General features: G+C 72.5%; 22 protein-coding genes. 18 read left to right on the top strand and 4 right to left on the bottom strand.

Annotation, left to right across the window (positions count from 1 at the left end; all coding sequences use genetic code 11):
* Positions 1 to 19 precede the first annotated feature (19 nt).
* Genes ACTMS2_RS21620 through ACTMS2_RS21585 form a run of 8 tightly spaced genes read left to right on the top strand, consistent with a single transcriptional unit; the run spans position 20 to position 7140 of the window.
* On the top strand, positions 20 to 1501 hold the full coding sequence (locus tag ACTMS2_RS21620) for a 2-hydroxymuconic semialdehyde dehydrogenase (RefSeq protein ID WP_441177113.1): 1482 nt from the start codon (positions 20 to 22) through the stop codon (positions 1499 to 1501).
* Positions 1502 to 1558: 57 nt separating this feature from the next.
* Positions 1559 to 2353 (top strand): 2-keto-4-pentenoate hydratase, encoded by a 795-nt coding sequence (locus tag ACTMS2_RS21615; RefSeq protein WP_441177112.1) that lies wholly within the window; start codon positions 1559 to 1561, stop codon positions 2351 to 2353.
* A gap of 52 nt (positions 2354 to 2405) precedes the next feature.
* Positions 2406 to 3347 (top strand): acetaldehyde dehydrogenase (acetylating), encoded by a 942-nt coding sequence (locus ACTMS2_RS21610; RefSeq protein WP_441177017.1) that lies wholly within the window; start codon positions 2406 to 2408, stop codon positions 3345 to 3347.
* Positions 3344 to 4399: a 4-hydroxy-2-oxovalerate aldolase gene (gene dmpG / locus ACTMS2_RS21605; protein WP_441177016.1), complete on the top strand. Its 1056-nt coding sequence runs from the start codon at positions 3344 to 3346 to the stop codon at positions 4397 to 4399. The genes ACTMS2_RS21610 and dmpG overlap by 4 nt, the downstream gene beginning before the upstream one ends.
* Positions 4396 to 5169 carry a 2-keto-4-pentenoate hydratase gene (locus tag ACTMS2_RS21600; RefSeq protein ID WP_441177015.1) on the top strand — a complete coding sequence of 258 codons (774 nt, stop codon included), beginning with the start codon at positions 4396 to 4398 and terminating at the stop codon, positions 5167 to 5169. Before dmpG ends, ACTMS2_RS21600 begins: the two co-directional genes overlap by 4 nt.
* On the top strand, positions 5166 to 5594 hold the full coding sequence (locus ACTMS2_RS21595) for a RidA family protein (RefSeq protein ID WP_441177014.1): 429 nt from the start codon (positions 5166 to 5168) through the stop codon (positions 5592 to 5594). Before ACTMS2_RS21600 ends, ACTMS2_RS21595 begins: the two co-directional genes overlap by 4 nt.
* Complete coding sequence (locus ACTMS2_RS21590) at positions 5591 to 6115, top strand: 3-hydroxyanthranilate 3,4-dioxygenase (RefSeq protein ID WP_088998797.1); 525 nt, start codon at positions 5591 to 5593, stop codon at positions 6113 to 6115. The genes ACTMS2_RS21595 and ACTMS2_RS21590 overlap by 4 nt, the downstream gene beginning before the upstream one ends.
* A complete protein-coding gene (locus tag ACTMS2_RS21585; protein WP_441177013.1) occupies positions 6115 to 7140 on the top strand; it encodes an amidohydrolase family protein in 1026 nt (341 codons plus the stop codon). The genes ACTMS2_RS21590 and ACTMS2_RS21585 overlap by 1 nt, the downstream gene beginning before the upstream one ends.
* Positions 7141 to 7245: 105 nt before the next feature.
* On the opposite strand, the gene ACTMS2_RS21580 is transcribed toward ACTMS2_RS21585, so the two are convergent.
* Positions 7246 to 8184: a poly(ethylene terephthalate) hydrolase family protein gene (locus ACTMS2_RS21580; protein ID WP_441177012.1), complete on the bottom strand. Its 939-nt coding sequence runs from the start codon at positions 8182 to 8184 to the stop codon at positions 7246 to 7248.
* 212 nt (positions 8185 to 8396) lie between these two features.
* On the opposite strand from ACTMS2_RS21580, the gene ACTMS2_RS21575 reads away from it, so the two are divergent.
* From ACTMS2_RS21575 to ACTMS2_RS21565, 3 genes are read left to right on the top strand one after another with little or no spacing between them, the layout of a single operon-like run.
* A complete protein-coding gene (locus tag ACTMS2_RS21575) occupies positions 8397 to 9860 on the top strand; it encodes an amidase (protein ID WP_441177011.1) in 1464 nt (487 codons plus the stop codon).
* Between the two features lie 49 nt (positions 9861 to 9909).
* Positions 9910 to 10221: an aa3-type cytochrome oxidase subunit CtaJ gene (gene ctaJ / locus ACTMS2_RS21570; protein WP_435832544.1), complete on the top strand. Its 312-nt coding sequence runs from the start codon at positions 9910 to 9912 to the stop codon at positions 10219 to 10221.
* Entirely contained in the window at positions 10208 to 10609 is a 402-nt protein-coding gene (locus ACTMS2_RS21565) for a DUF5130 family protein (RefSeq protein ID WP_088998801.1), read from the top strand. Before ctaJ ends, ACTMS2_RS21565 begins: the two co-directional genes overlap by 14 nt.
* Positions 10610 to 10687: 78 nt before the next feature.
* Here the strand turns inward: ACTMS2_RS21565 and pepN are convergent, their stop codons facing one another.
* Positions 10688 to 13237 carry an aminopeptidase N gene (pepN, locus tag ACTMS2_RS21560; protein WP_441177111.1) on the bottom strand — a complete coding sequence of 850 codons (2550 nt, stop codon included), beginning with the start codon at positions 13235 to 13237 and terminating at the stop codon, positions 10688 to 10690.
* Positions 13238 to 13448: 211 nt separating this feature from the next.
* Between pepN and ACTMS2_RS21555 the strand changes: the two genes are divergently transcribed.
* The 4 genes from ACTMS2_RS21555 to ACTMS2_RS21540 all read left to right on the top strand — a co-directional run bounded on the left by ACTMS2_RS21555 (position 13449) and on the right by ACTMS2_RS21540 (position 16549).
* The gene (locus ACTMS2_RS21555) at positions 13449 to 14072 is read left to right on the top strand and encodes a mycothiol-dependent nitroreductase Rv2466c family protein (RefSeq protein WP_441177010.1); all 624 of its coding nucleotides are present in this window, start codon (positions 13449 to 13451) and stop codon (positions 14070 to 14072) included.
* 193 nt (positions 14073 to 14265) lie between these two features.
* Complete coding sequence (locus tag ACTMS2_RS21550) at positions 14266 to 14718, top strand: hypothetical protein (protein ID WP_441177009.1); 453 nt, start codon at positions 14266 to 14268, stop codon at positions 14716 to 14718.
* A gap of 91 nt (positions 14719 to 14809) precedes the next feature.
* Positions 14810 to 16009 carry a DUF1015 family protein gene (locus tag ACTMS2_RS21545; RefSeq protein ID WP_441177008.1) on the top strand — a complete coding sequence of 400 codons (1200 nt, stop codon included), beginning with the start codon at positions 14810 to 14812 and terminating at the stop codon, positions 16007 to 16009.
* Between the two features lie 72 nt (positions 16010 to 16081).
* Complete coding sequence (locus ACTMS2_RS21540) at positions 16082 to 16549, top strand: ribose-5-phosphate isomerase (protein WP_441177007.1); 468 nt, start codon at positions 16082 to 16084, stop codon at positions 16547 to 16549.
* A 131-nt stretch (positions 16550 to 16680) separates the two neighbouring features.
* Here the strand turns inward: ACTMS2_RS21540 and ACTMS2_RS21535 are convergent, their stop codons facing one another.
* The gene (locus ACTMS2_RS21535; protein WP_088998807.1) at positions 16681 to 17001 is read right to left on the bottom strand and encodes a hypothetical protein; all 321 of its coding nucleotides are present in this window, start codon (positions 16999 to 17001) and stop codon (positions 16681 to 16683) included.
* A gap of 291 nt (positions 17002 to 17292) precedes the next feature.
* Between ACTMS2_RS21535 and ACTMS2_RS21530 the strand changes: the two genes are divergently transcribed.
* Positions 17293 to 17838, top strand: coding sequence for a hypothetical protein (locus ACTMS2_RS21530; RefSeq protein WP_441177006.1), 546 nt, complete (start codon positions 17293 to 17295; stop codon positions 17836 to 17838).
* A 145-nt stretch (positions 17839 to 17983) separates the two neighbouring features.
* Here the strand turns inward: ACTMS2_RS21530 and ACTMS2_RS21525 are convergent, their stop codons facing one another.
* Positions 17984 to 18250: a hypothetical protein gene (locus ACTMS2_RS21525; RefSeq protein WP_441177005.1), complete on the bottom strand. Its 267-nt coding sequence runs from the start codon at positions 18248 to 18250 to the stop codon at positions 17984 to 17986.
* 193 nt (positions 18251 to 18443) lie between these two features.
* Here ACTMS2_RS21525 and ACTMS2_RS21520 point away from each other — a divergent pair, with 193 nt between their 5' ends.
* Together ACTMS2_RS21520 and ACTMS2_RS21515 are read left to right on the top strand one after the other, a co-directional pair.
* On the top strand, positions 18444 to 19241 hold the full coding sequence (locus tag ACTMS2_RS21520) for a S1 family peptidase (protein WP_441177004.1): 798 nt from the start codon (positions 18444 to 18446) through the stop codon (positions 19239 to 19241).
* Positions 19242 to 19530: 289 nt separating this feature from the next.
* On the top strand, positions 19531 to 20732 hold a 1202-nt coding region (locus ACTMS2_RS21515), incomplete at its 3' end, for an AMP-binding protein (RefSeq protein ID WP_441177003.1).

Raw genomic sequence — 20732 nt, 5'->3', positions numbered from 1 at the left:
GACCTGGGATCCCCGGCTGATGACCGGACGGGCGCCCGACGGCCCGGGCCTGCTGCGCAACTTCGTCGGTGGTGAGTTCGTCGGGGGTGGGCGGCGGTTCGTCAAGCGCAGTCCGGTGACGGGTGAGCCGGTGTTCGAGGTGGCCGAGGCGGATCGGGCGTGTGTGGACGATGCGGTGGCGGCGGCGCGGGGGGCGTTGGGTGGGCCGTGGGGTCGGATGGGGGAGCGGGAGCGGGCGGAGGTGTTGCGTCGGGTCGCTGAGGAGTTGGAGCGTCGTTTCGATGATCTGGTGACCGCTGAGGTGGCGGATACGGGTAAGTCGATCTCGCAGGCGCGCACCCTGGACATTCCGCGTGGTGCGGCGAACTTCCGGGCGTTCGCGGAGATCGTGGCGACGGCGCCGACGGAGTCGTTCACGACGGTGACGCCGTCGGGTGGGCGGGCGTTGAACTACGCCGTGCGTAAGCCGGTGGGTGTGGTGGCGGTGGTCGTGCCGTGGAACCTGCCGTTGCTGTTGCTGACGTGGAAGGTCGCCCCCGCCCTTGCCTGCGGCAATGCCGTGATCGTCAAGCCCAGTGAGGAGACGCCGGCGTCGGCGACGCTGTTGGCGGAGGTGATGGCCGCGGCGGGTGTGCCGGAGGGTGTGTTCAATCTGGTGCACGGGTTCGGTCCGGATTCGGCGGGGGAGTTTTTGACCCGTCATCCGGGGGTGGATGCGATCACGTTCACCGGTGAGTCGGCGACGGGCAGCGCGATCATGCGGGCGGCGGCTGATGGGGTGCGGCCGGTGTCGTTCGAGTTGGGTGGCAAGAACGCCGGTCTGGTGTTCGCCGACGCCGACCTCGACGCGGCGGTGGCGGGTTCGGTGCGGTCGAGTTTCACCAATGGTGGTCAGGTGTGCCTTTGCACGGAGCGGATCTACGTGCAGCGGCCGGTGTTCGAGGAGTTCACGGCGCGGTTGGCGGAGCGGGCTGCTGACCTGCGGTTCGGGTGGCCGGCGGATGAGGCGACGGTGAACATGCCGTTGATTTCGCGTCAGCATCGGGACAAGGTGCTCGGCTATTACGACCTGGCTCGTACCGAGGGCGCGCAGGTGTTGGCCGGGGGTGGTGTGCCGGCGTTCGGTGACGCTCGTGATGGTGGTGCGTATGTGCAGCCGACGGTGTTGACGGGGCTTGCTGCGGACGCGCGGACCAATCGTGAGGAGATCTTCGGGCCGGTGGTGCATGTCGCCCCGTTCGATGATGAGGACGAGGCGTTCGCGCTGGCCAACGGCACGGAGTACGGGTTGGCGGCGGCGGTGTGGACGCGGGATGTGGGGCGGGCGCACCGGGCCGGCGCGCGATTGGATGCGGGGATCGTGTGGGTGAACACGTGGTTCCTGCGGGATCTGCGGACGCCGTTTGGTGGGGTGAAGGCGTCGGGTATCGGGCGTGAGGGTGGCGTGCATTCCCTCGATTTCTATTCCGAGTTGACCAACGTCTGCGTGGACCTGACATGAGCGGGCGTGACGAGCACATCGCTGTCGCGGCGGCGGCGAGCGGAGCGGGGAGCTGACATGAGCGTCGATTACGAGGCGGCGGCGCGGGAGCTGGTCGAAGCGCGGGAGAACGGCAAGCCGTGTGCGCCGCTGCGGGGGCGGTTGCTGCCCGAGGGCGACGTCACCTCTGCGTACCTCGTGCAGCAGCTCCAAGCGCGCCAGTGGTTGCAGCGCGGCCACCGGCGGGTCGGTGCGAAGGTTGGCTTGACGTCGCGGGCGGTGCAGGAGAGCTTCGGTGTGTTCCAGCCGGACTTCGGCGTGCTGCTCGACGACATGGCGGTGCCGGACGGCGCGGAAGTCGACATCGACCGGCTGTTGCAGCCTCGGGTGGAGGCGGAGGTCGCGTTCGTGCTCGGTGCGGACCTGCCCGACGAGCGGATCACGAGCGCGGACGTGATCCGGGCGGTGGATCACGTGTTGCCGGCGATCGAGATTGTGGATTCTCGGGTGGCGGGTTGGGACATCTCGATTGTGGACACGGTGGCGGACAACGCCTCCAGTGGCCTGTTCGTGCTCGGTACCGCGCCGCGTCGGCTCGCCGACGTGGACCTGCGGTTGTGCGGGATGGTCCTGGAGCAGGCCGGTGAGCCGGTGTCGGTGGGGGCGGGTGCCGCCTGCCTGGGTAATCCGTTGCACGCGGTGCAGTGGTTGGCGCAGACGATGGCCCGCTCGGGTGATCCGCTGCGCGCGGGCGACGTGGTGTTGTCCGGGGCGCTCGGTCCGATGGTGCCGGTGACGGCCGGTGCGGCGTACGAGGCGCGTATCTCCGGCCTGGGTTCGGTGCGTACCTGCTTCTCGGCGGAGGCGTCGTGACCGTGCGGGGTGGGTCGGCGACCGTTGCGGTCTTCGGTGAGGGGGAGGCGTCGTGAGCGTCGGGGTGGCGGTGATCGGGTCGGGCAACATCGGCACCGATCTGATGATCAAGGTGCTGCGGCTGTCGGGGTCGCTGCGGATGGTGGCGATGGTGGGCATCGACCCCGACTCCGACGGCCTGGCGCGGGCACGGCGGTTGGGTGTGGCGACCACCGCCGAGGGTGTCGACGGCCTGGTGGCGATGCCGGAGTTCGCGGATGTGGAGTTGGTGTTTGATGCCACGTCGGCGGGCGCGCATCGGCGCAACGATGCGGTGCTGCGTGCGCATGGTCGGCTGGTGGTGGATTTGACGCCGGCGGCGATCGGTCCGTATGTGGTGCCGCCGGTGAATCTGGATGAGCATCTGGGCGAGCGCAACGTGAACATGGTGACGTGTGGTGGGCAGGCGACGGTGCCGATCGTGGCGGCTGTCGGTCGGGTGACGCCGGTGGTGTACGGGGAGATCGTGGCGTCGATCGCGTCGAGGTCGGCGGGGCCGGGGACGCGGGCGAACATCGACGAGTTCACCGAGACCACGGCGCGGGCGATCGAGGTCGTCGGTGGTGCGCAGCGGGGTAAGGCGATCATCGTGTTGAACCCGGCGGACCCGCCGCTGTTGATGCGCGACACCGTGTACTGCCTGTGTGAGGACGCGGACGCGGATCGGGCGGCGATCGCCGCCTCCGTAAAGGAGATGGTGGCGTCGGTGCAGGAGTACGTGCCCGGTTATCGGTTGAAGCAGGACGTGCAGTTCGACCCGGTGGATGCGTATGTGCCGTCGTTGGGTCGGCATCTGCGCGGGTTGCAGGTGTCGGTGTTCCTGGAGGTCTCCGGCGCCGGGCACTATCTGCCGGCGTACGCGGGGAATCTGGACATCATGACGTCGGCGGCGCTGCGTACGGCCGAGCGGCTGGTGGCGGTGCGCTCCGAGGCTGCTTCGGGGGTGCTGTCGTGACCGATCTGTACATCCAGGACGTGACGTTGCGCGATGGCATGCACGCCGTCGCCCACCGGTACACGGTGGAGCAGGTTCGCACGATCGCCGCGGCGTTGGATGCGGCGGGGGTGGCCGCGATCGAGGTCGCCCACGGTGACGGGCTGGCTGGTTCGAGTGTGAACTACGGTCATGGTGCGGCCAGTGACGCCGACTGGATTTCGGCGGCGGCCGAGGTGATGACCTCGGCGAAGCTGACGACTCTGCTGTTGCCGGGTATCGGCACGATCGCGGATCTGAAGGCGGCGAAGGCGCTCGGAGTGACGAGTGTGCGCATCGCCACCCACTGCACGGAGGCCGACATCTCGGCGCAGCACATCGCGTGGGCGCGGGAGAACGGCATGGACGTGTCCGGGTTCCTGATGATGTCGCACATGAACGACCCGGCCGGCCTCGCCGGACAGGCGAAGCTGATGGAGTCGTACGGGGCGCACTGTGTCTACGTCACCGACTCCGGCGGCCGGCTGCTCATGTCGGATGTCGCGCAGCGGGTCGACGCCTATCGGCAGGTGTTGGAGCCGACCACGCAGATCGGTATCCACGCCCACCACAACCTGTCCCTCGGCGTGGCCAACAGCGTGGTCGCGGTCGAACACGGCCGCATCGCCGGCGACGGTCCGCTGGGCTCGCCGTCGGGGCGCACGGTGCGGGTGGACGCGTCGCTGGCCGGGCAGGGCGCCGGGGCGGGCAACGCCCCGCTGGAGGTGTTCGTGGCCGTCGCGGAGTTGCACGGTTGGCAGCACGGCTGTGACGTGTTCGCGTTGATGGACGCCGCCGACGACATCGTGCGCCCGTTGCAGGACCGGCCGGTGCAGGTCGACCGGGAAACCCTGTCTCTCGGCTACGCCGGGGTGTACTCGAGTTTCCTGCGCCACGCCGAGCGGGCCTCGGACAAGTACGGCGTGGACGTCCGCTCGATCCTGGTCGAGTTGGGCCGCCGCCGCATGGTCGGCGGGCAGGAAGACATGATCGTGGACGTGGCGTTGGACCTCGCCGGCAAGGAGACATCATGATCGGGCCGGACACCGCCGGTATCGCCGAACGGTTGGGCGTGGCGGCCGACACCGCCACCGCCATCGCGCAGTTGGCCGCCGAGACCGGTCTGGACGTGGATGCGGCGTACGCGGTGCAGACCGCGCTGATCCAGCGTCGCCTCGACCGGGGTGAGCGCCTGGTCGGGTTGAAGATGGGCCTGACCAGCAAGGCGAAGATGGCCCAGGTCGGCGTGGACGAGGTCATCTGGGGCCGGCTCACCGACACCATGCGCATCCCCGACGGCGGCACCCTCGACCCGGCCGTGTTCATCCACCCCCGGGTGGAGCCCGAAGTGGCGTTCCTGCTCGACCGCCTGCCCGAGCCCGGCGAGCCGGTCGGGGACTTCACCGACGCCGTGCGCGCGGTCGCACCCGCGATCGAGGTCATCGACTCGCGGTACGCGAACTTCAGCTTCTCCCTGCCGGACGTGATCGCCGACAACACCTCCGCCGCCGCGTTCGTCATCGGCCCGTGGTCGCCGGTCCCGGACGGCCTGGACAACCTGGGTGTGCTGCTGGAGATCGACGGACGCGTGGCACAGGTCGGCTCGACCGCCGCGATCCTCGGCGACCCCCGCCGCGCGTTGGACGAGGGCATCCGCCTCGCCGGCCGCCACGGCGTACGGCTGCGCGAAGGGTGGGTGTTCCTCGCCGGCGCCGCCACCGCCGCCGTGCCCCTCAAACCCGGCGCTCACGTCCGCGCCGTCGTCGAACACCTCGGCACCGCCTCACTGCGGGCGTCGGAATGAGCGGGCAGGCGCACGTCGTCGCTGGCAAGGCCGTACCGCGCGGCGCGTTCCCGCACGTCAAGGTCGCCGGTGGGTTCGTCTTCGTCTCCGGCACCTCCAGCCGCCGGCCCGACAACACCTTCGCCGGCGTCGAAGTCGACGAGCTGGGCACCACCAACCTCGACATCCGCGCACAGACCCGCGCCGTCATCGACAACATCGCCGACCTGCTACGGACGGTCGGCGCCGACCTGAGCGACCTCGTGCAGGTCACCACCTACCTCGTCACCATGAACGACTTCGGCGGCTACAACCAGGTCTGGGCCGAATACTTCGACGCCACCGGACCCACCCGCACCACCGTCGCCGTACACCAACTACCCCACCCGCACCTGCTCATCGAAATCCAGGCCGTGGCCCTTCTTCCGTCAGGAGGTCAGTCGTGAGTGAGATCGCGGAGCCGTTCAGCTTTCCGGGCTGGATCGCGGAGAACCAGCACCTGCTCAAGCCGCCGGTCGGCAACAAGGAGATGTTCCCGGGCGGGGACGACTTCATCGTGATGGTGGTGGGCGGCCCCAACCAGCGCACCGACTTCCACGTCGACCCGTACGAGGAGTTCTTCTACCAGGTCAAGGGCAACATGCACATCAACCTGATGCTCCCGGAGGGGCCGCGTACGGTGCACGTGCGCGAGGGTCAGATGTGGATGCTGCCGCGCAACACCCCGCACTCGCCGCAGCGCCCCGAGGCCGGTTCGATCGGCGTGGTCGTGGAGCGGGTCCGCGAGGAGGGCACGCTGGAGAAGTTCCAGTGGTACTGCGCCGAGTGCGGGCACAAGGTGCACGAGGTCGAGTTGCAGGTCCGGGACATCGCCGCCGACCTGCCTCCGGTCTTCGCGGCGTTCTACGCCGACGAGGCCGCGCGTACCTGCGCGAACTGCGGCGCGCTGCACCCGGGCAAGGGCTGATGCGCGGTCCCGGGCAGGCCCGGCCGCCGGTGGTCGACGTGCACACGCACGTCGTACCGAAGGGGTGGCCGGACCTCGGCGCGGCGTGCGGCGGGTCCGACTGGCCCCGGCTGCGGGTCGACTCCGAGCGGGCCGCCATGATCATGGTGGGGGAGACGGAGTTCCGCCCGGTCGGGGCGGAGTGCTGGGACGCGCCGACCCGGCTCGGCGACATGGACGCCGACGGCGTGGACGTGCAGGTCGTCTCGCCCACCCCGGTCTTCTTCAGCTACGACCGCCCCGCCGAGCAGGCGGTGAAGGTGGCGCGGATCTTCAACGATCTGACCCTGGAGGTCACCGCCGCCGGTGGCGACCGGCTGGTGCCGTTCTGTCAGGTGCCGTTGCAGGACCCGGAGGCGGCCTGCGCCGAGCTGGACCGCTGCCTCGCGGCCGGGCACGCCGGGGTGGAGATCGGCAACCACGTCGGCGACCGCGACCTGGACGACGCCGGGATCGTGGAGTTCCTGACGCACTGCGCCGAGGTGGGCGCACCGGTCTTCGTCCATCCGTGGGACATGCCGGGCGGCCCCCGGCTGGACCGGTGGATGGCCCGCTGGCTCGCCGGGATGCCCGCCGAGACGCACCTGTCGGTGCTGGCGCTGATCCTCGGCGGCGTCTTCGACCGGGTGCCCGACACGCTGCGGATCTGCTTCGCGCACGGCGGCGGCAGCTTCCCGTTCTGGCTGGGCCGGGCCGACAACGCCTGGCACCGCCGTGGCGACCTGGTACGCGGTGCCTCCACCGCCCCGCCCAGCTCGTACGTCGACCGGTTCTGCGTCGACTCGGTGGTCTTCTCCGCGCCCGCGCTGCGGCTGCTGGTCGACACCATGGGTGCCGAGCGGGTGCTCGTGGGCAGCGACTACCCGTACCCGCTGGGGGAGCGGCCGGTCGGCCGGGTGGTACGCGAGGCGGACTTCCTCACCGGGGAACAGCGCGCCCTGCTGCTGGGCGGCAACGCGCTGCGGTTCCTCGGCACCCGCTCCTGAGCCCGCGTCCGGGCGGCGCGGTCCCCGAAGGGCCCCGCCGCCCGGCGGGTGGAATCCGGAGCCGTCGCGGCCCCCAGTGCGCGCGACGGCTCCGGAGCTGTGGGTTCAGGAGTGCGGGCAGGTGTCCCGGTACTCCTCGATCGCCGTGCCCCGGGGGGCCGGGCAGAGGAACTGCTCGTAGCGGGTGTCGTCGTCGACGAACCGCTTGAGCCAGGAGATGCTGTACTTCGCCACCGTCACGTTGGACGAGGTGGGCGCCGAGTGGCTGGCCGCGTTCAGCTCCAGGTACGCCTTGTCGAGCGTGGCCGGCAGGCTGGTGTAGAACGGCTCCGAGTGCGACGAGACCGGGGCCACCGTGTCGTTCTCGGCCCCGATGACCAGGGTCGGTACACGTACCGTCGACCAGCTCTTCTGGGTGTGCCAGCCGGTCAGCGGGATCGCCGCCTGCAACGCGGGCCGCGTGCTGGCCGCCGACAGGCTGCCCCCGCCGCCCATCGAGTGGCCCATCACGGCGAGCCGGTTCCGGTCGATGCGGGTGCGGACGGTGCTCGTGTTGGTCAGGTAGTCCAGGGCGGCCAGCAGTTGGGTTCCCCGGCTGGCCGGCTGGTCGTACACGGACCGGGTGTCGATGGTGATGACGACGAAGCCCTGCGAGGCCAGGCGGGGGCCGAGCCACGCGACGGAGGTCTGACGCGCGGTGAAGCCGGGGGAGATGGCGACCGCGCCGAAGGTGCCCTCGGCGGTGCTGGTCGGGTAGTAGATCGTCCCGCCGCCGAAGCCGCTGACGCTGCTGGCGGCGACGGTGGTCTGCGCGGTGGCGAACGGGCCGCGGGTGGCCTCGATGCTCGCCACGGTGGGCGCCGGACCCCGCTCGTACGGGTTGGCGGCGAGCGGCGCGGCCGTGGGCAGGTCCTGGGCGCCGGCCGGTGCGGCGGGTGTGACGGTCAGGCTCGCGCCGACCAGGGCGAGGGCCAGCAGCGGCCGGGTGGCGCGCGAGGACCAGCGACGGCGGGGGACGGGGTGCAGAGCGGGTAGGGGTTGCACGGCGACGCTCCCTGCGGGGGTGGGGGTCGGTGGCGGCGGTGCGGGGGGCCACCGGGTGGACGGTGATCGCCATCGATCGGGTCCATCCTGCGGGCCGGGTGCCGGTGGGCGGTCATCCCGATGTGGTCATGTCAGGGGGATATGGCGCGCGTCGCACCGTGGGCCGGCCGTGTCGTACGGCACAGTGGCGGCCGGGCGGGCAGGATGAGGGGATGGTTGAGCCGCACGACCTGACGGCGCTGGAGCAGGCCGCCGCGATCGCCCGCGGCGAGCTGTCGAGCGTCGAGCTGGTCGAGCACCACCTGACCCGGGTCGACGCGCTCGGCGACACCGTCGGCGCGTTCGTCACGGTCACCGGCGAGCGGGCCCGCGCGGCGGCCCGTGCCGCCGACGCCGTACCGGCCGACAAGCGCGGCCCGTTGCACGGCGTGCCGACCGCGATCAAGGACCTCACCCTCACCGCCGGGGTGCGCACCACGTTCGGCTCGGCGGCGTTCGCCGACTTCGTGCCGCCGGTGGACGCCGACGTGGTCCGGTTCATGGCGCAGGCCGGGCTGGTGAGCCTGGGCAAGACCACGACCTCCGAGCTGGGCTGCTCGCTCTACTCCGAAGGGCTGGTCGCGCCGCCGGCCCGCAACCCGTGGGGCCTGGCGTACACCGCCGGCGGCTCCAGCGGAGGGGCGGCGGCGGCCGTCGCGGCCGGGCTGGTCCCGGTCGCCCAGGGCTCCGACGGCGGCGGCTCGCTGCGCATCCCCGCGTCGCTGTGCGGCCTTGTCGGCTACAAGCCGAGCCGGGGCCTGGTCTCCGGCGGGCCGGTGGGCTCCGGCGCCTACGGCCTGCCGACCAACGGGCCGATCGGGCGTACGGTCGCCGACGTGGCGGCGCTGCTCGACGTGCTGGCCCGGCCGGTGCCCGGCGAGCCCTACCTGGCGCCCGCCCCGCCCGAGGGCGGCTGGCTCGGCGCGGCCCGGCGGGCCGACCCGGGGCGGCTGCGGGTCGGACGGTTCACCGCCCCGATGCTCGCCGACGAGCCGGTGCACCCCGACTGCCTCGCCGCCGTGGACCGGGCCGCGGCGCTGCTCACCGCCGCCGGCCACGAGGTGGTCGACGTCCCCGCGCCCCTCGGGCCCGCCGTGTGGCCGCTGTTCGAGATCGTCTGGTACGTGCTGGCGCTCGCGCCCGTGCCGCCCGAGCGGGAGGCCGACCTGCTGCCGCTGACCCGCCACCTGCGCGCCCGGGGCGCGGAGATCTCCGCCGGCACCCTCACCGCCACGCTCGGCGAACTCCAGGCGCAGGTACGCCTCGGCGTACGCCGTACCGCCGGCTGCGACCTGCTGCTCTGCCCCACCCTCGCCGCGCCGCAGGCGCCGCTGGGCTGGTTCGCCTCCGGTGGCGACCCGGCCGAAGACTTCGACCGGCAACGCCGGTTCTCGCCGTACTGCGCGGTCTTCAACGTCACGGGTGATCCGTCGGTTTCGCTGCCGGTGGGTGTCACCGCCGAGGGGCTGCCCGTGGGGGTCCTGCTGACCGGCCGGTACGGCGACGACGCGAGGTTGATCGCCACGGCTGCGCAACTGGAGCACTCCAGTGGCGGATGGGATCGCCACCCCGCAATCTGGCGGGCCGTGGGCTCCGCTAACGTGAATGGCAGCGGTGTCGGGCGGTCGGCGCCATGATCGTCCACCCGACCCGGATCCTTGAGGTCTCTTCTTCCGCCTGGGGGCGTTGGGATTGTCTGTAACCGAGACGTTGCTGGTCTTCGTCGGCATCCCGGCGGCCGCGGTGCTGGTGATCGCCGGTCTGGCGTACGCCGGTAACCGTGGTGGCGGCGGTGGCGGCGCGAAGCGCTACCGACCGGGCCGGCGCTTCGACTTCACTCCGGTCTGGTTCCTGGGCCGGCCGGAGCAGCTGGCCGACTCGGCCGGCACCGCCCTGGCAGCGGGCGCGCAGGCGCCGGCGCTGACCAGCCACAAGCTCGAGCGGGCCGGCGTCGAGGCGCCGGCCGGTGGAACCGGAGGCGCAAGTGACCGTTGGTGAGAAGCAGGCCGGGACTCCGCCCGAGGTGCTGGACGGGCCGTTCTCGACCCGCCAGCTGCTGCGCATCGACGAGGCCCTGCGCCTGGCCGACCAGGGCACCGGTCTGGTCTTCTCGGTCTTCGTCGGCGGCCTCGACGAGCCGATCCGGGAGCACGCCGAGCGGCTGCACCGCCAGCTCGCCGAGCCCGACCGGTCGGTCCTGATCGCGGTGTCGCCCAACCAGCGGCAGCTGGAGATCGTCACCGGCCGGCACGCCCGCAAGCGCATCCCCGACACGTACGCCCGGCTCGCCGCGCTCTCCATGGTGGCGGCGTTCGGCGGCGGCGACCTGGCCGGCGGCATCATCAACGGCCTCGACCAGCTCGCCAGCCACGCCGGCAAGGGCTGACCGACCCGAGCCCACCCGACGTCCAACGGTGAAGCCCGGTCCGCTGTGCGGGCCGGGCTTCACCGTGTCGGGCGTACGTCAGGCGCCGCGGGCGTCCCGCTCGCGGGCCCGCAGGGCGCGCACGACGCCGTCGCGGCCCTCAGCCACCAGCCGGCGCAGCGACGCCGGGTGGCCGTCGCCGGCAAGCCAGGCGTCGGTGGCCGCCACCGTCTCCTCGTCCACCAGGAACATCGGGTACGCCAGCTGCGCGAACTCCTGCGCCGGCTCGCTGTCCCGGCTGCCCCAGACCTGGCCGACCACGGCGAAGTACTTCTCCCGGTAGGACGCGGTCAGCTCCGTCTGGGCCGGGTGGGTGAAGCCCTGCAGCAGCGCCCGGTTGCGCCAGTTCGGCAGCGCCTCCGGGCCGGTCAGCTCGGCCCAGACGGCGGCCTTGTTCTCCGCCGTCGGCACCAGCGCGTGCGCGTACGCGGCCTCCCGCTCGCCGCTGGCCGTCCGGTCCCCGGCCAGCTCGGCCTCGATCTCGGCGGTGCCGGCCGCGCCGTTGGCGACCAGGGCGTCCAGCACGGCCCAGCGCAGCTCGGTGTCGATGGACAGGCCGGCCGGCACGTCGTTGCCGGCCAGCCAGCCGCGCAGGGCGGCGAGGTCCTCGGCCGAGCGGGCCGCCTGGGCGTAGGCGCGGGCCCAGGTGAGCTGGAAGCCGCTGCCCGCCTCCGCCGCCGCCAGCGCCGTACGCGCGGTGCGCGCCAGCTCCGCCCAGCCGGTCGGCGCCCAGGCCGGGTCGGCGTAGTAGGTGAGCGTCGTGTTGGCCTGGCGCAGGGCCGCGTTGACCAGGTTGATGTCGGTCTCGGCCGGCAGCCCCGCCAGCACCAGCGCCACGTAGTCGCGGGCGGCCAGCTCGGCGTCGCGGGTCATGTCCCAGGCGGCGGTCCAGCACAGCGCGCGGGCCAGCGACGACTCGAAGCCGGCGATGTGCTGCACGACGGTGGCCATCGAGCGCTCGTCGAGGCGCAGCTTGGTGTAGGTGAGGTCGTCGTCGTTGAGCAGCAGCACGTCGGCGGCGGGCACGCCGCGCAGCGCGGACACCTCGGTGCGGTCGCCGGTGACGTCGACCTCGTGACGCTCGCGGCGGACCAGCCGGCCGTCCGTCAGGTCGTAGAGGCCGACCCCGATCCGGTGGGTCCGCAGCGTCGGGTGCCCGGCGGGCGCCTCCTGGAGCACGACCACCTGCTCGTAGGTGCCGTCCGCGCCGATCGTCAGCTCCGGGCGCAGGGTGTTGACCTGCGCCGTCTCCAGCCACTGGGCGGCGAACTTGCGCAGCTCCCGGCCGGAGGCCGTCTCCAGCTCGGAGAGCAGGTCGTCGAAGGTGGCGTTGCCCCAGGCGTGCTTGGCGAAGTAGGCCCGCAGCCCGGCCAGGAACGGCTCCTCGCCGACGTACGCGACGAGCTGCTTGAGCACGCTCGCGCCCTTGGCGTAGGTGATGCCGTCGAAGTTGACCTCGACCGCCTCCAGGTCCGGCATCTCGCAGTAGACCGGGTGGGTGGAGGAGAGCTGGTCCTGGCGGTAGCCCCAGTTCTTGCGGATCGACAGGAACGTCGTCCAGGCCTCGGTGAAGCGGGTGGCGTGGGTGTTGCACCAGTGGCTGGCCCACTCGGCGAACGACTCGTTGAGCCACAGGTCGTTCCACCAGCGCATGGTGACCAGGTCACCGAACCACATGTGCGCCAGCTCGTGCAGGATCGTGTTGGCCCGCTGCTCGTACTCGTAGTCGGTCACCTGCGAGCGGAAGAGGTAGTGCGCCTCGGCGTGCGTGACGCAGCCGAAGTTCTCCATCGCGCCGGCGTTGAAGTCGGGCACCCACAGCTGGTCGTACTTGGGCAGCGGGTAGCGCACGCCGAACTGCTCGTGGAAGAAGTCGAAGCCCTGCTTGGTGACCAGGAAGAGGTCGTCCGAGTCGAGGTGCGGCGCCATCGAGGCCCGGCAGAACGCGCCCAGGTCGATGCCGTCGTGGCTGTCGCGCACCTCGTGGTACGGCCCGGCGCACAGGGCGGTGATGTAGGTGCTCATCCGCACCGAGGTGGCGAAGTGGACCGTCTTCAGGCCCTCGCCCGCCGCCTCCTCCCGCTCCACCGGCATGTTGGAGACCACCTTCCAGTGCTCCGGGACGGTGGCGTGCCAGGTGTAGACGCTCTTCAGGTCGGGCTGGTCGAAGCAGGCGTAGACCCGCTGGGCGTCGGCCGTCTCGAACTGGCTGTAGAGGTAGGTCTCACCGTCGACGGGGTCGACGCTGCGGTGCAGCCCCTGCCCGCTGTTCGAGTACGCGAAGTCCGCCTCGACGACGAGCGTGTTGTCGCTGTCCAGTCCCGACAGGGTCAGGCCCTTCTCGGCCGACCAGTCGCCCAGGCCCACCGGGGCGCCGTTGAGCGTGGCGGAGCGTACGGAGTCGGCGGCCAGCTCGATGAAGGTGCTCGCGCCGGGCTCCGTGCACCGGAACCGGACCTCGGTCCTCGAACGGAAGGTGCGGGCCTCGGCCGCCCGTACGGCGGACGAGAGGTCCAGACTGATGTCGTATCCGGTCACGTCGAGCAGGCGGGCCCGCTCGGTGGCCTCGACCTGCGTCAGGTTGCGCACTCCCGGCACTTTCGTCTCCATCCCGTCTCGCAGCACGCCCCGTTGGCGCCGTGATCGGCCGCTCGTGACGGCCGGATTCGAGTCTTCCATGCATGAACACCCCTTGGTGGGCGAGGTCACGCTCTCATTCCGCTGTCGGTCGATACCCGCCGGGGTGAAGATCGCAGGAGGCGCCGGGAGGCCGGCGCACCCCGTTTCGAAGGGACCAGCCGTGAGCGAGCGTGCCGCCGTAGACATGTTCTTCGACCCCCTCTGCCCGTGGGCGTGGATCACCTCCCGTTGGCTGCTGGAGGTGGAGAAGGTCCGGGACGTGGACGTCCGGTTCCGCGTGATGAGCCTGTCGGTGCTCAACGAGGGCCGGGACCTGCCCGAGGAGTACCAGGAGCTGATGCGGACCGGCTGGGGCCCGGTGCGGGTCTGCATAGCGGTGGAGCAGCGGTACGGCCAGGACGCCGTCCGGAAGCTCTACACCGCGCTCGGCACCCGGATCCACCTCGGGCGGGAGAAGTTCACGCGGGAGCTGTTCGTGGCCGCGCTGACCGACGTCGGGCTCGACCCGGCGCTGGCCGACGTCGCCGAGGGCAGCGACCACGACGAGGCGCTGCGGGCCAGCCATGAGGCCGGCATGCGCCCGGTCGGCACCGACGTCGGCACCCCGGTGATCCACGCTCCGGGTCCCGACGGCGGCACGGTCGCCTTCTTCGGCCCGGTGATCACCCCGGCGCCCAAGGGCGAGGCCGCCGGCCGGCTCTGGGACGGCGTCCTGCTCGTCGCCGCCACCCCCGGCTTCTACGAGCTCAAGCGCTCCCGGGACCTCGACCCGATCTTCGACTGACCGCCCTCCCACCGACCCGAGGGGCCCGGCGCCGGAATCCCGGCCCGGACCCCTCGCCGGGCCACGGAACGGCGGTGAGCAGGGGCGGGAAGGGTGTGCGGGGCGTCACCGGGACGGCGGCGGGATCGTTGGCCCCGGTGTCCGCCGCAGCGACCCGCAGGGCCGCACCCCGCAGCTCGTGGAGGCAAAACCGATGGCCAAGCACCGTGTGCCCGGTGACGATCCGTCGACCCGGGAGGGGGTGACCGAGCGCCCGGACACGGCGTACTGGTCGGTCGACGACTCCCGCTGGCCGACGCTCCGTCCCGACCTTCCCGCCCACATGGTGGACCTGCTCGCCCCGCCGATCGTGGTCGGCGTCGCCCGCGTGCCGGCCACCTCCCGGCTGACCCCGCCGGCCGGGCGCCGGCCCGTCGCGGCGCCCGACCGGCCCGTGTCGCCGGCGGAGCACCGGCCCGTCCTGCCCGCCGACCGGTCCGTGGCGCCCGTCCTGCCCGCCGAGCATCGGCCGGTGCCGGCGGCGTCGGCCGGGTCCCGCAGGATCGTTCCCGCCGGGCCGGGTGTGCCGGGCCGGCGACCGGCGGGCGCTCCCACGCCGGGCGGTCGGCACCGCCGGGCGGCGGGACAGCCCGACCGCACCGCCTGAACCCGGCGCCCGCCCGGTAGCTCTTTCATCTGGTGGACCACGCGTGGGTCCCGCGCCGGCGGGACCCGCGCCGCCGGTAGCGTCTTCGCACATGACGGTCGTGCATCCGATCGCCCGGGCCTGGATCACCACTGGCGGCACCGGCGCGCAGAACTACGACGAGTTCGCCGACGACGCGGAGATCACCGCGATCATCGAGGCGAACCCGCACAGTGCCCTCGGCATCGAGATGCCGCATCGGGCGCCGGAGAGCCTGGGCAAGTCCTTCCTCGACGCCCTGCCGGACGCGGTGACCCGGCTCGCCGAGGCGAAGGCCGACGGCAGCTACACCCCGGCCGAGCAGGTCGTGGTCCTCTACCGGATCAGCGCGCCGGGGGAGGAGAACGCGTACGGGCTCTTCGCCATGGTCGACACCGACCAGATCTCCACCCGCGCCGACGAGCCCGGTCTGGTCATCCGCAACGAGGACGTCTTCATCGCGAAGGTGCGGGAGCGGGTGGCCCTCGCCGAGGCGCTGGGCCACCTGCTGTCGCCCGTACTCCTGCTCCAGACCGGGCGCGGCGACGAGCTGCACGCCGCCCTGGCGGCGGCGACCGACGCGGCCGGCGCGCCGGCGGCGACCGACACCGACCAGGCGGGGCGCACCCACGCCATCTGGCTGCTCGGCCCGGGCCCGCGCCAGGACGAGCTGACCGCCCTGGCGGGCGGCGGCGAGCTGGTCGTGGCCGACGGCAACCACCGCAGCCTCGCCGCCCAGACCGGCGGGCTGCCGCGCTTCCTGTCGGTGATCACGACCCCGGCGTCGGTGGCGATCCAGCCCTACAACCGGCTGGTCAGCGAGCTGACCACCACCGCCGACGACCTGCTCGCCAGGCTGCGCGCCGCCGGCGCGCGGATCAGCCCGATCGACGGCCCGGTCGAGGTCCCGGCGGCCGGCGGCACCGTGCACCTGCGCCTCGCCGGCCAGGGGTACGCGGTCACCCTGCCGCACGTCGGCGACAACCGGCTGGAGAACCTGGACCACGCCCTGGTCGAGCGGCTGCTGCTGCGCGACGCGCTCGGGCTCGACCCGGGCGACAAGCGGATCACCTACGTCGGCGGCGACTACCCGGCGAGCTGGCTGACCGGCGAGGTCGACGCGGGACGGGCCGAGCTGGCGGTGCTGGTGGCACCGGTGACGGTGGACGACTTCGTCGCGGTCAACCTGGCGCGGGAGAAGATGCCGCGCAAGAGCACCTGGTTCACCCCGAAGGCGCGCGGCGGCCTGGTGGTCGCCGAGCTGTCCCGCTGACCCTGTGACGAATCCGCCTCCGGGGCGCCGCCCGCGCGCCGCTCCGGAGGCGGGCCTGACAGACTGCGCGGTATGCGCGTCTACCTGGGATCCGACCACGCCGGTTTCGAGTTGAAGGTGCACCTGGTCAACCACCTGACCAAGGAGGGGTACGACGTGGTCGACGTCGGCCCGCACGCCTTCGACCCGGACGACGACTACCCGGCCTTCTGCCTGCACACCGGCGACCGGGTGGTGGCTGACGGCGGCAGCCTCGGGGTGGTCATCGGCGGCTCGGGCAACGGCGAGCAGATCGCCGCGAACAAGGTGGCCGGCGTCCGGGCGGCCCTCGCCTGGAGCATCGACACCGCCCAGCTGGCCCGCGAGCACAACGACGCGAACGTCGTGGCGGTCGGCGCCCGTCAGCACACGCTGGACGAGGCGACCGCCATCGTCGAGGCGTTCCTGACCACCCCGTTCTCGGGCAACGAGCGGCACGCCCGCCGGATCGCCCAGGTGGCCGACTACGAGGGCACCCGCCAGCTCCCCACGCTGCCCTGACCGCCCGACCGGCCGTCCCGGCGCCCGGGTGACTCCGGGCGCCGCCAGGCTGGTGGATCCGGGACGGTTCGTGGCCCCGAGGGACCGGTTCCGCCACGGTCCACCGTCGCGGTTTCCACGACGATCCGCCGTCAGCGGCGGGGGAGGTCCTCGCGGGGCGTCCAGTTGCGGCGGATGATCACCACGCGTTCCTCGGCCGCGGCCAGGTCCTCGTCCGTGGGGCGGGCGGCGTCGCGGGCCCGCATCGCGGCGGTCACGCTCACCTGGGAGGAGCCGGGGCCGACGAGACCCCGCAGGCCGCGGTCGCCCTCGTCGCCCGGCCCGCTGCGGCGGGCACGCGGCGGCTCGGGGCCGTCGTGCACCCCGGCGGTCGTCGCGTTCGGGCCGCCGGCCCCGCCCGTGTCACCGGTCGGGTGCCGCAGCCGGCGCCGACGGCGCTCCGTGTCCCCCATCAGCCGACCGTACCGCCCCGGCCCGATCCGCGCCGCCTCGCGCGTCCGCCGTCGGTCGAGCGGTGGCCCTCCTCCGGAAGGCGCGGTGGGGGCGTGTGGCGAGGCGGGTGGGCGGTGACCTCGGTCACGGCGCCACGGCCCTGAGCCCGGCGCCAGGCCCGGCCGGTCCGTGCACCGGGGCCGGCGGTTCGGGTGCCGTGCCCCGGTGCGGCCTCGGCGCCCGGTTTGCCGGCTGGCTACCCTCGGAACGGACGGCGGCCGGTGGTCGCCGTCGGTCCAGGGGAGGACGAGATGGTCGACCAGACGCAGCCGTGGGCCGAGCGGACCGTCGAGGTGCCGCCGCAGCCCGGTGCCGGGGTGCCGCCGCAGCGCGACGGGTTCCAGCGGGGGGTGGCCTCGGTCGGGCAGTCCCGTACGTCGCGCACGGAACCGTTCCCCGTCGTCGAGCACGAGCCGACGGGCACGGGCTGGCCGGACGCGCCGGCCCCGCGACGGCCGCTGAGCTGGCACGTCGAGCAGTTGAAGCGCGGCGGCGAGTGGAGTGCCGCCGGCGCGCTCTTCGCCTTCGTCTGCTGGGGGATCTGGGCCATCTCGGGCGGCGGCGATCTCGCCGGCCCGTTCCTGATCTTCCTGCTGAGCCTGCTGGTGGCCGCCGGCCTGTTCGCGTTGGCCCGCCTGCTCGGTCGGGTGGTGCTGGAGCGGCAGTTGGGCCGGGTGCGGCGCAGCGCGCGCGGGGCGCACCTGGTGACGGCGGTCTTCCTGGCCGGTCTCGGGATCGCCTACCTCCAGCAGACCGAGTGGGTGGTGTCGGCCTGGAACTGGATCAGCAACAACTGACCGTACGCCCGGGCGGGCCGGCCTGCGCCGCCCGCCCGCGCGTCCGGTCGCGGGGTCTCGCGACCTCCGGTCGTTCCACCAGGTCGCGGGCTGCTTACCCGGCCGGACGCGGTTCATCCGTGCCCGGCCGGGGCTGATCCGCAGCTCAGTGCTTCCCGCCGTGGCCCTCCGCGTCCGCCTTCGGGGAGGCCACCCGGGCCTCCGGGTCCTCGACGCCGGGCTCCCCGCCGTCCGGGGCCACCATTCCGTCGTAGTTGTAGACCGTGCCGTCCTCGCCGTGCTGCTTGGTGGTCCGGACGTAGCGGTGCATCATGCCGTCGATCTCCACCTCGACGAGGGCGTCGCCGCCCGTGTCGATGGTGCTGCCGTCGCGGGGGCCGCCAACGAGGTGTGCCTTCGTGTTCGTGTCCATGCCAAGGCCGTACCCGGGCGGTCCCGGTGCAAAACGGGCGGCGTCCGGTCGGGCGGTCGGATTCCGTCGGGCCACGGTATGACCGACGCGGGATGGGTCGGGCCATTGCCAGTCATCGATGCGTATCCATAGGCTCCCGCCATCGGTTTCCGGCGCACCGTCTCGGCGCGCCGCGAGGGTTCGGGAGGCTCCCATGGTCCGTTGGCGCACACTCGTCGGCCGGTTGGCCGCCGCGTTGGTGGCGGTCACCGCCGGCTCGTTCGTCCTGGCCGTTCCGGCCTCCGCCAAGCCCGGGCCCGAGGTGACCCCGTACGTCGTCGGCGGGACGCTGGCCGCGCAGGGGGAGTTCCCGTTCATGGTGCGGCTCTCCATGGGCTGCGGCGGTTCGCTCTACAGCCCGCGCCTGGTGCTGACCGCCGCGCACTGCGTCGGCGGGACCGGTACGAACACCAGCATCACCGCCACCCTCGGCGTGGTGGACCTCCAGTCGTCGAGCCGGATCCAGGTGCGCTCGAACTACGTCTACCGGGCGCCCGGCTACAACGGCAACGGCAAGGACTGGGCCCTCATCCGGCTGGCCACGCCGGTCACCACGCTCCCGACGCTGAAGATCGCCACCAGCACCGCGTACGACAACGGCACCTTCACGGTCGCCGGCTGGGGCGCCACCCGCGAGGGCGGCGCGCAGCAGCGCTACCTGCGCAAGGCCACCGTGCCGTTCGTCAGTGACGCGACCTGCAACTCCTACTACGGCGGCCAGATCATCGCGAGCGAGGAGATCTGCGCCGGCTACGCCAGCGGCGGCATCGACACCTGCCAGGGTGACTCGGGCGGCCCGATGTTCCGGCGGGACGCGAGCAACGCCTGGATCCAGGTCGGCATCGTGAGCTGGGGCAACGGCTGCGCCCGGCCCTCCTACCCCGGCGTCTACACCCAGGTGAGCACCTTCGCCCCGGCGATCGCCTCGGCGGCGGCGAGCCTCGGCGGCTGAACCGCGACGCCCCCGCGCGCGTGCTCCGCCTGGCCCCCGCCTGTGCGCCCGCCCGCTCGCCGGGGCGTGCTGCTGGACCGATTGGTCGCCCGGGCCCGCAGGGCCGGTTCTTCCACTGTTACCGGGTGATGGACGTGCGCTGATTACGTTCAGTTCGCGCTCGCGCACTAAGGGGAGCGGCGACGACGACATCGCCGAGGACGAGGTGCGGATGGCTCTGGCCAACCCGCCCGGCATGCGTCTCGCGGCGTGAGTCGCCTCCATCCGTAGGCCCACTGAGGAGGACCCGGTGACTGTTCAGTTGCGCACGCTCGTCGACGTGGCGCGCAGGCACGCCGCCCAGCAGCCGGACGCCGTCGCCATGATCTGCGAGGGCCGGCGCGTCGACTATGCCACCCTGCATCGTGTCAGCAATCAGGTGGCGCGTGGTCTCCAGGCGGCGGGGTTGCGTCCTGGTGACCGTATCGCCTGGTTGGGCAGGGAGTCCGAGCACTTCTACGACCTCTTCTTCGGGGCGGCGAAGGCCGGTGTGGTGCTGGTGCCGATCAACTGGCGGTTGGCTGCCGGCGAGGTCGAGCACATCCTGCGTGACTCGGGTGCCGCGCTGCTGTTCGTCGACGCCGACTCGGCCGTCGTAGCCGAGAAGCTGGCGCCGGAACTGCCGATGCTCAAGCAGGTGGTGGCGCTGGACTCCGGCGGTGTGGCCCGGGCCGGCTTCGCGGCCTGGGTGTCGGCCCAGCCGGACGCGAACGTGCTGACCAGGGTGACGCCGGACACGCCGCTGGCACAGATGTACACCAGCGGGACCACGGGGCTGCCGAAGGGCGTCGTCCTCGCGCACCGCAGCTTCTTCTGTGTACGCGACGGGCTCGCCTCGGCGGACCTGGACTGGCTCGACCTGCGTGAGGGCGACGTCAGCCTCCTTTGCAACGGCGGCTTCCACATCGGCGGCCTGTCGTGGGCGGCGATGGGTTTCGCCTCGGGCGCCACGAACGTGGTGATGCGTGAGTTCACCACCGCCGGCGCGGTGGAGCTGATCAGGACGCTGCGCGTCACCACCATCCTCGCGGTGCCCTCGATGCTGCGACTGCTGCTCGCGGAACCGGGCGTCACGAAGGCGGACTTCGCCTCCCTGCGGAAGATCGTCTACGGCAGCGCGCCCATCTCGGCGGCGCTGCTGGCCCGCTGCATCGAGGGCTTCGGCTGCGAGTTCGCCCAGATCTACGGCCTGACCGAGACCGGCAACTCCGCCGTCTGTCTGCCCCCGGCCGACCACACGCCCGACAGCGGCAAGATGCAGTCGGCGGGGTTGCCGTACCCGGGCTTCGAGGTCAAGGTCGTGGACGACAAGGGCAACCCGCTGCCGGCCGGCGAGGTCGGCGAGGTCTGGCTGCGTTCGCCGGGCGTGATGGTGGAGTACTGGAACATGCCGGAGGCCACGGCGAAGACGCTGGTCGACGGGTGGGTCGTCACCGGCGACGCGGGCGTGCT

It is taken from the genome of Micromonospora sp. SD12, assembly GCF_052068495.1.
GTDB classification, from domain to species: domain Bacteria; phylum Actinomycetota; class Actinomycetes; order Mycobacteriales; family Micromonosporaceae; genus Micromonospora; species Micromonospora echinofusca.
This window is presented reverse-complemented; position numbering and strand designations above follow the sequence as displayed.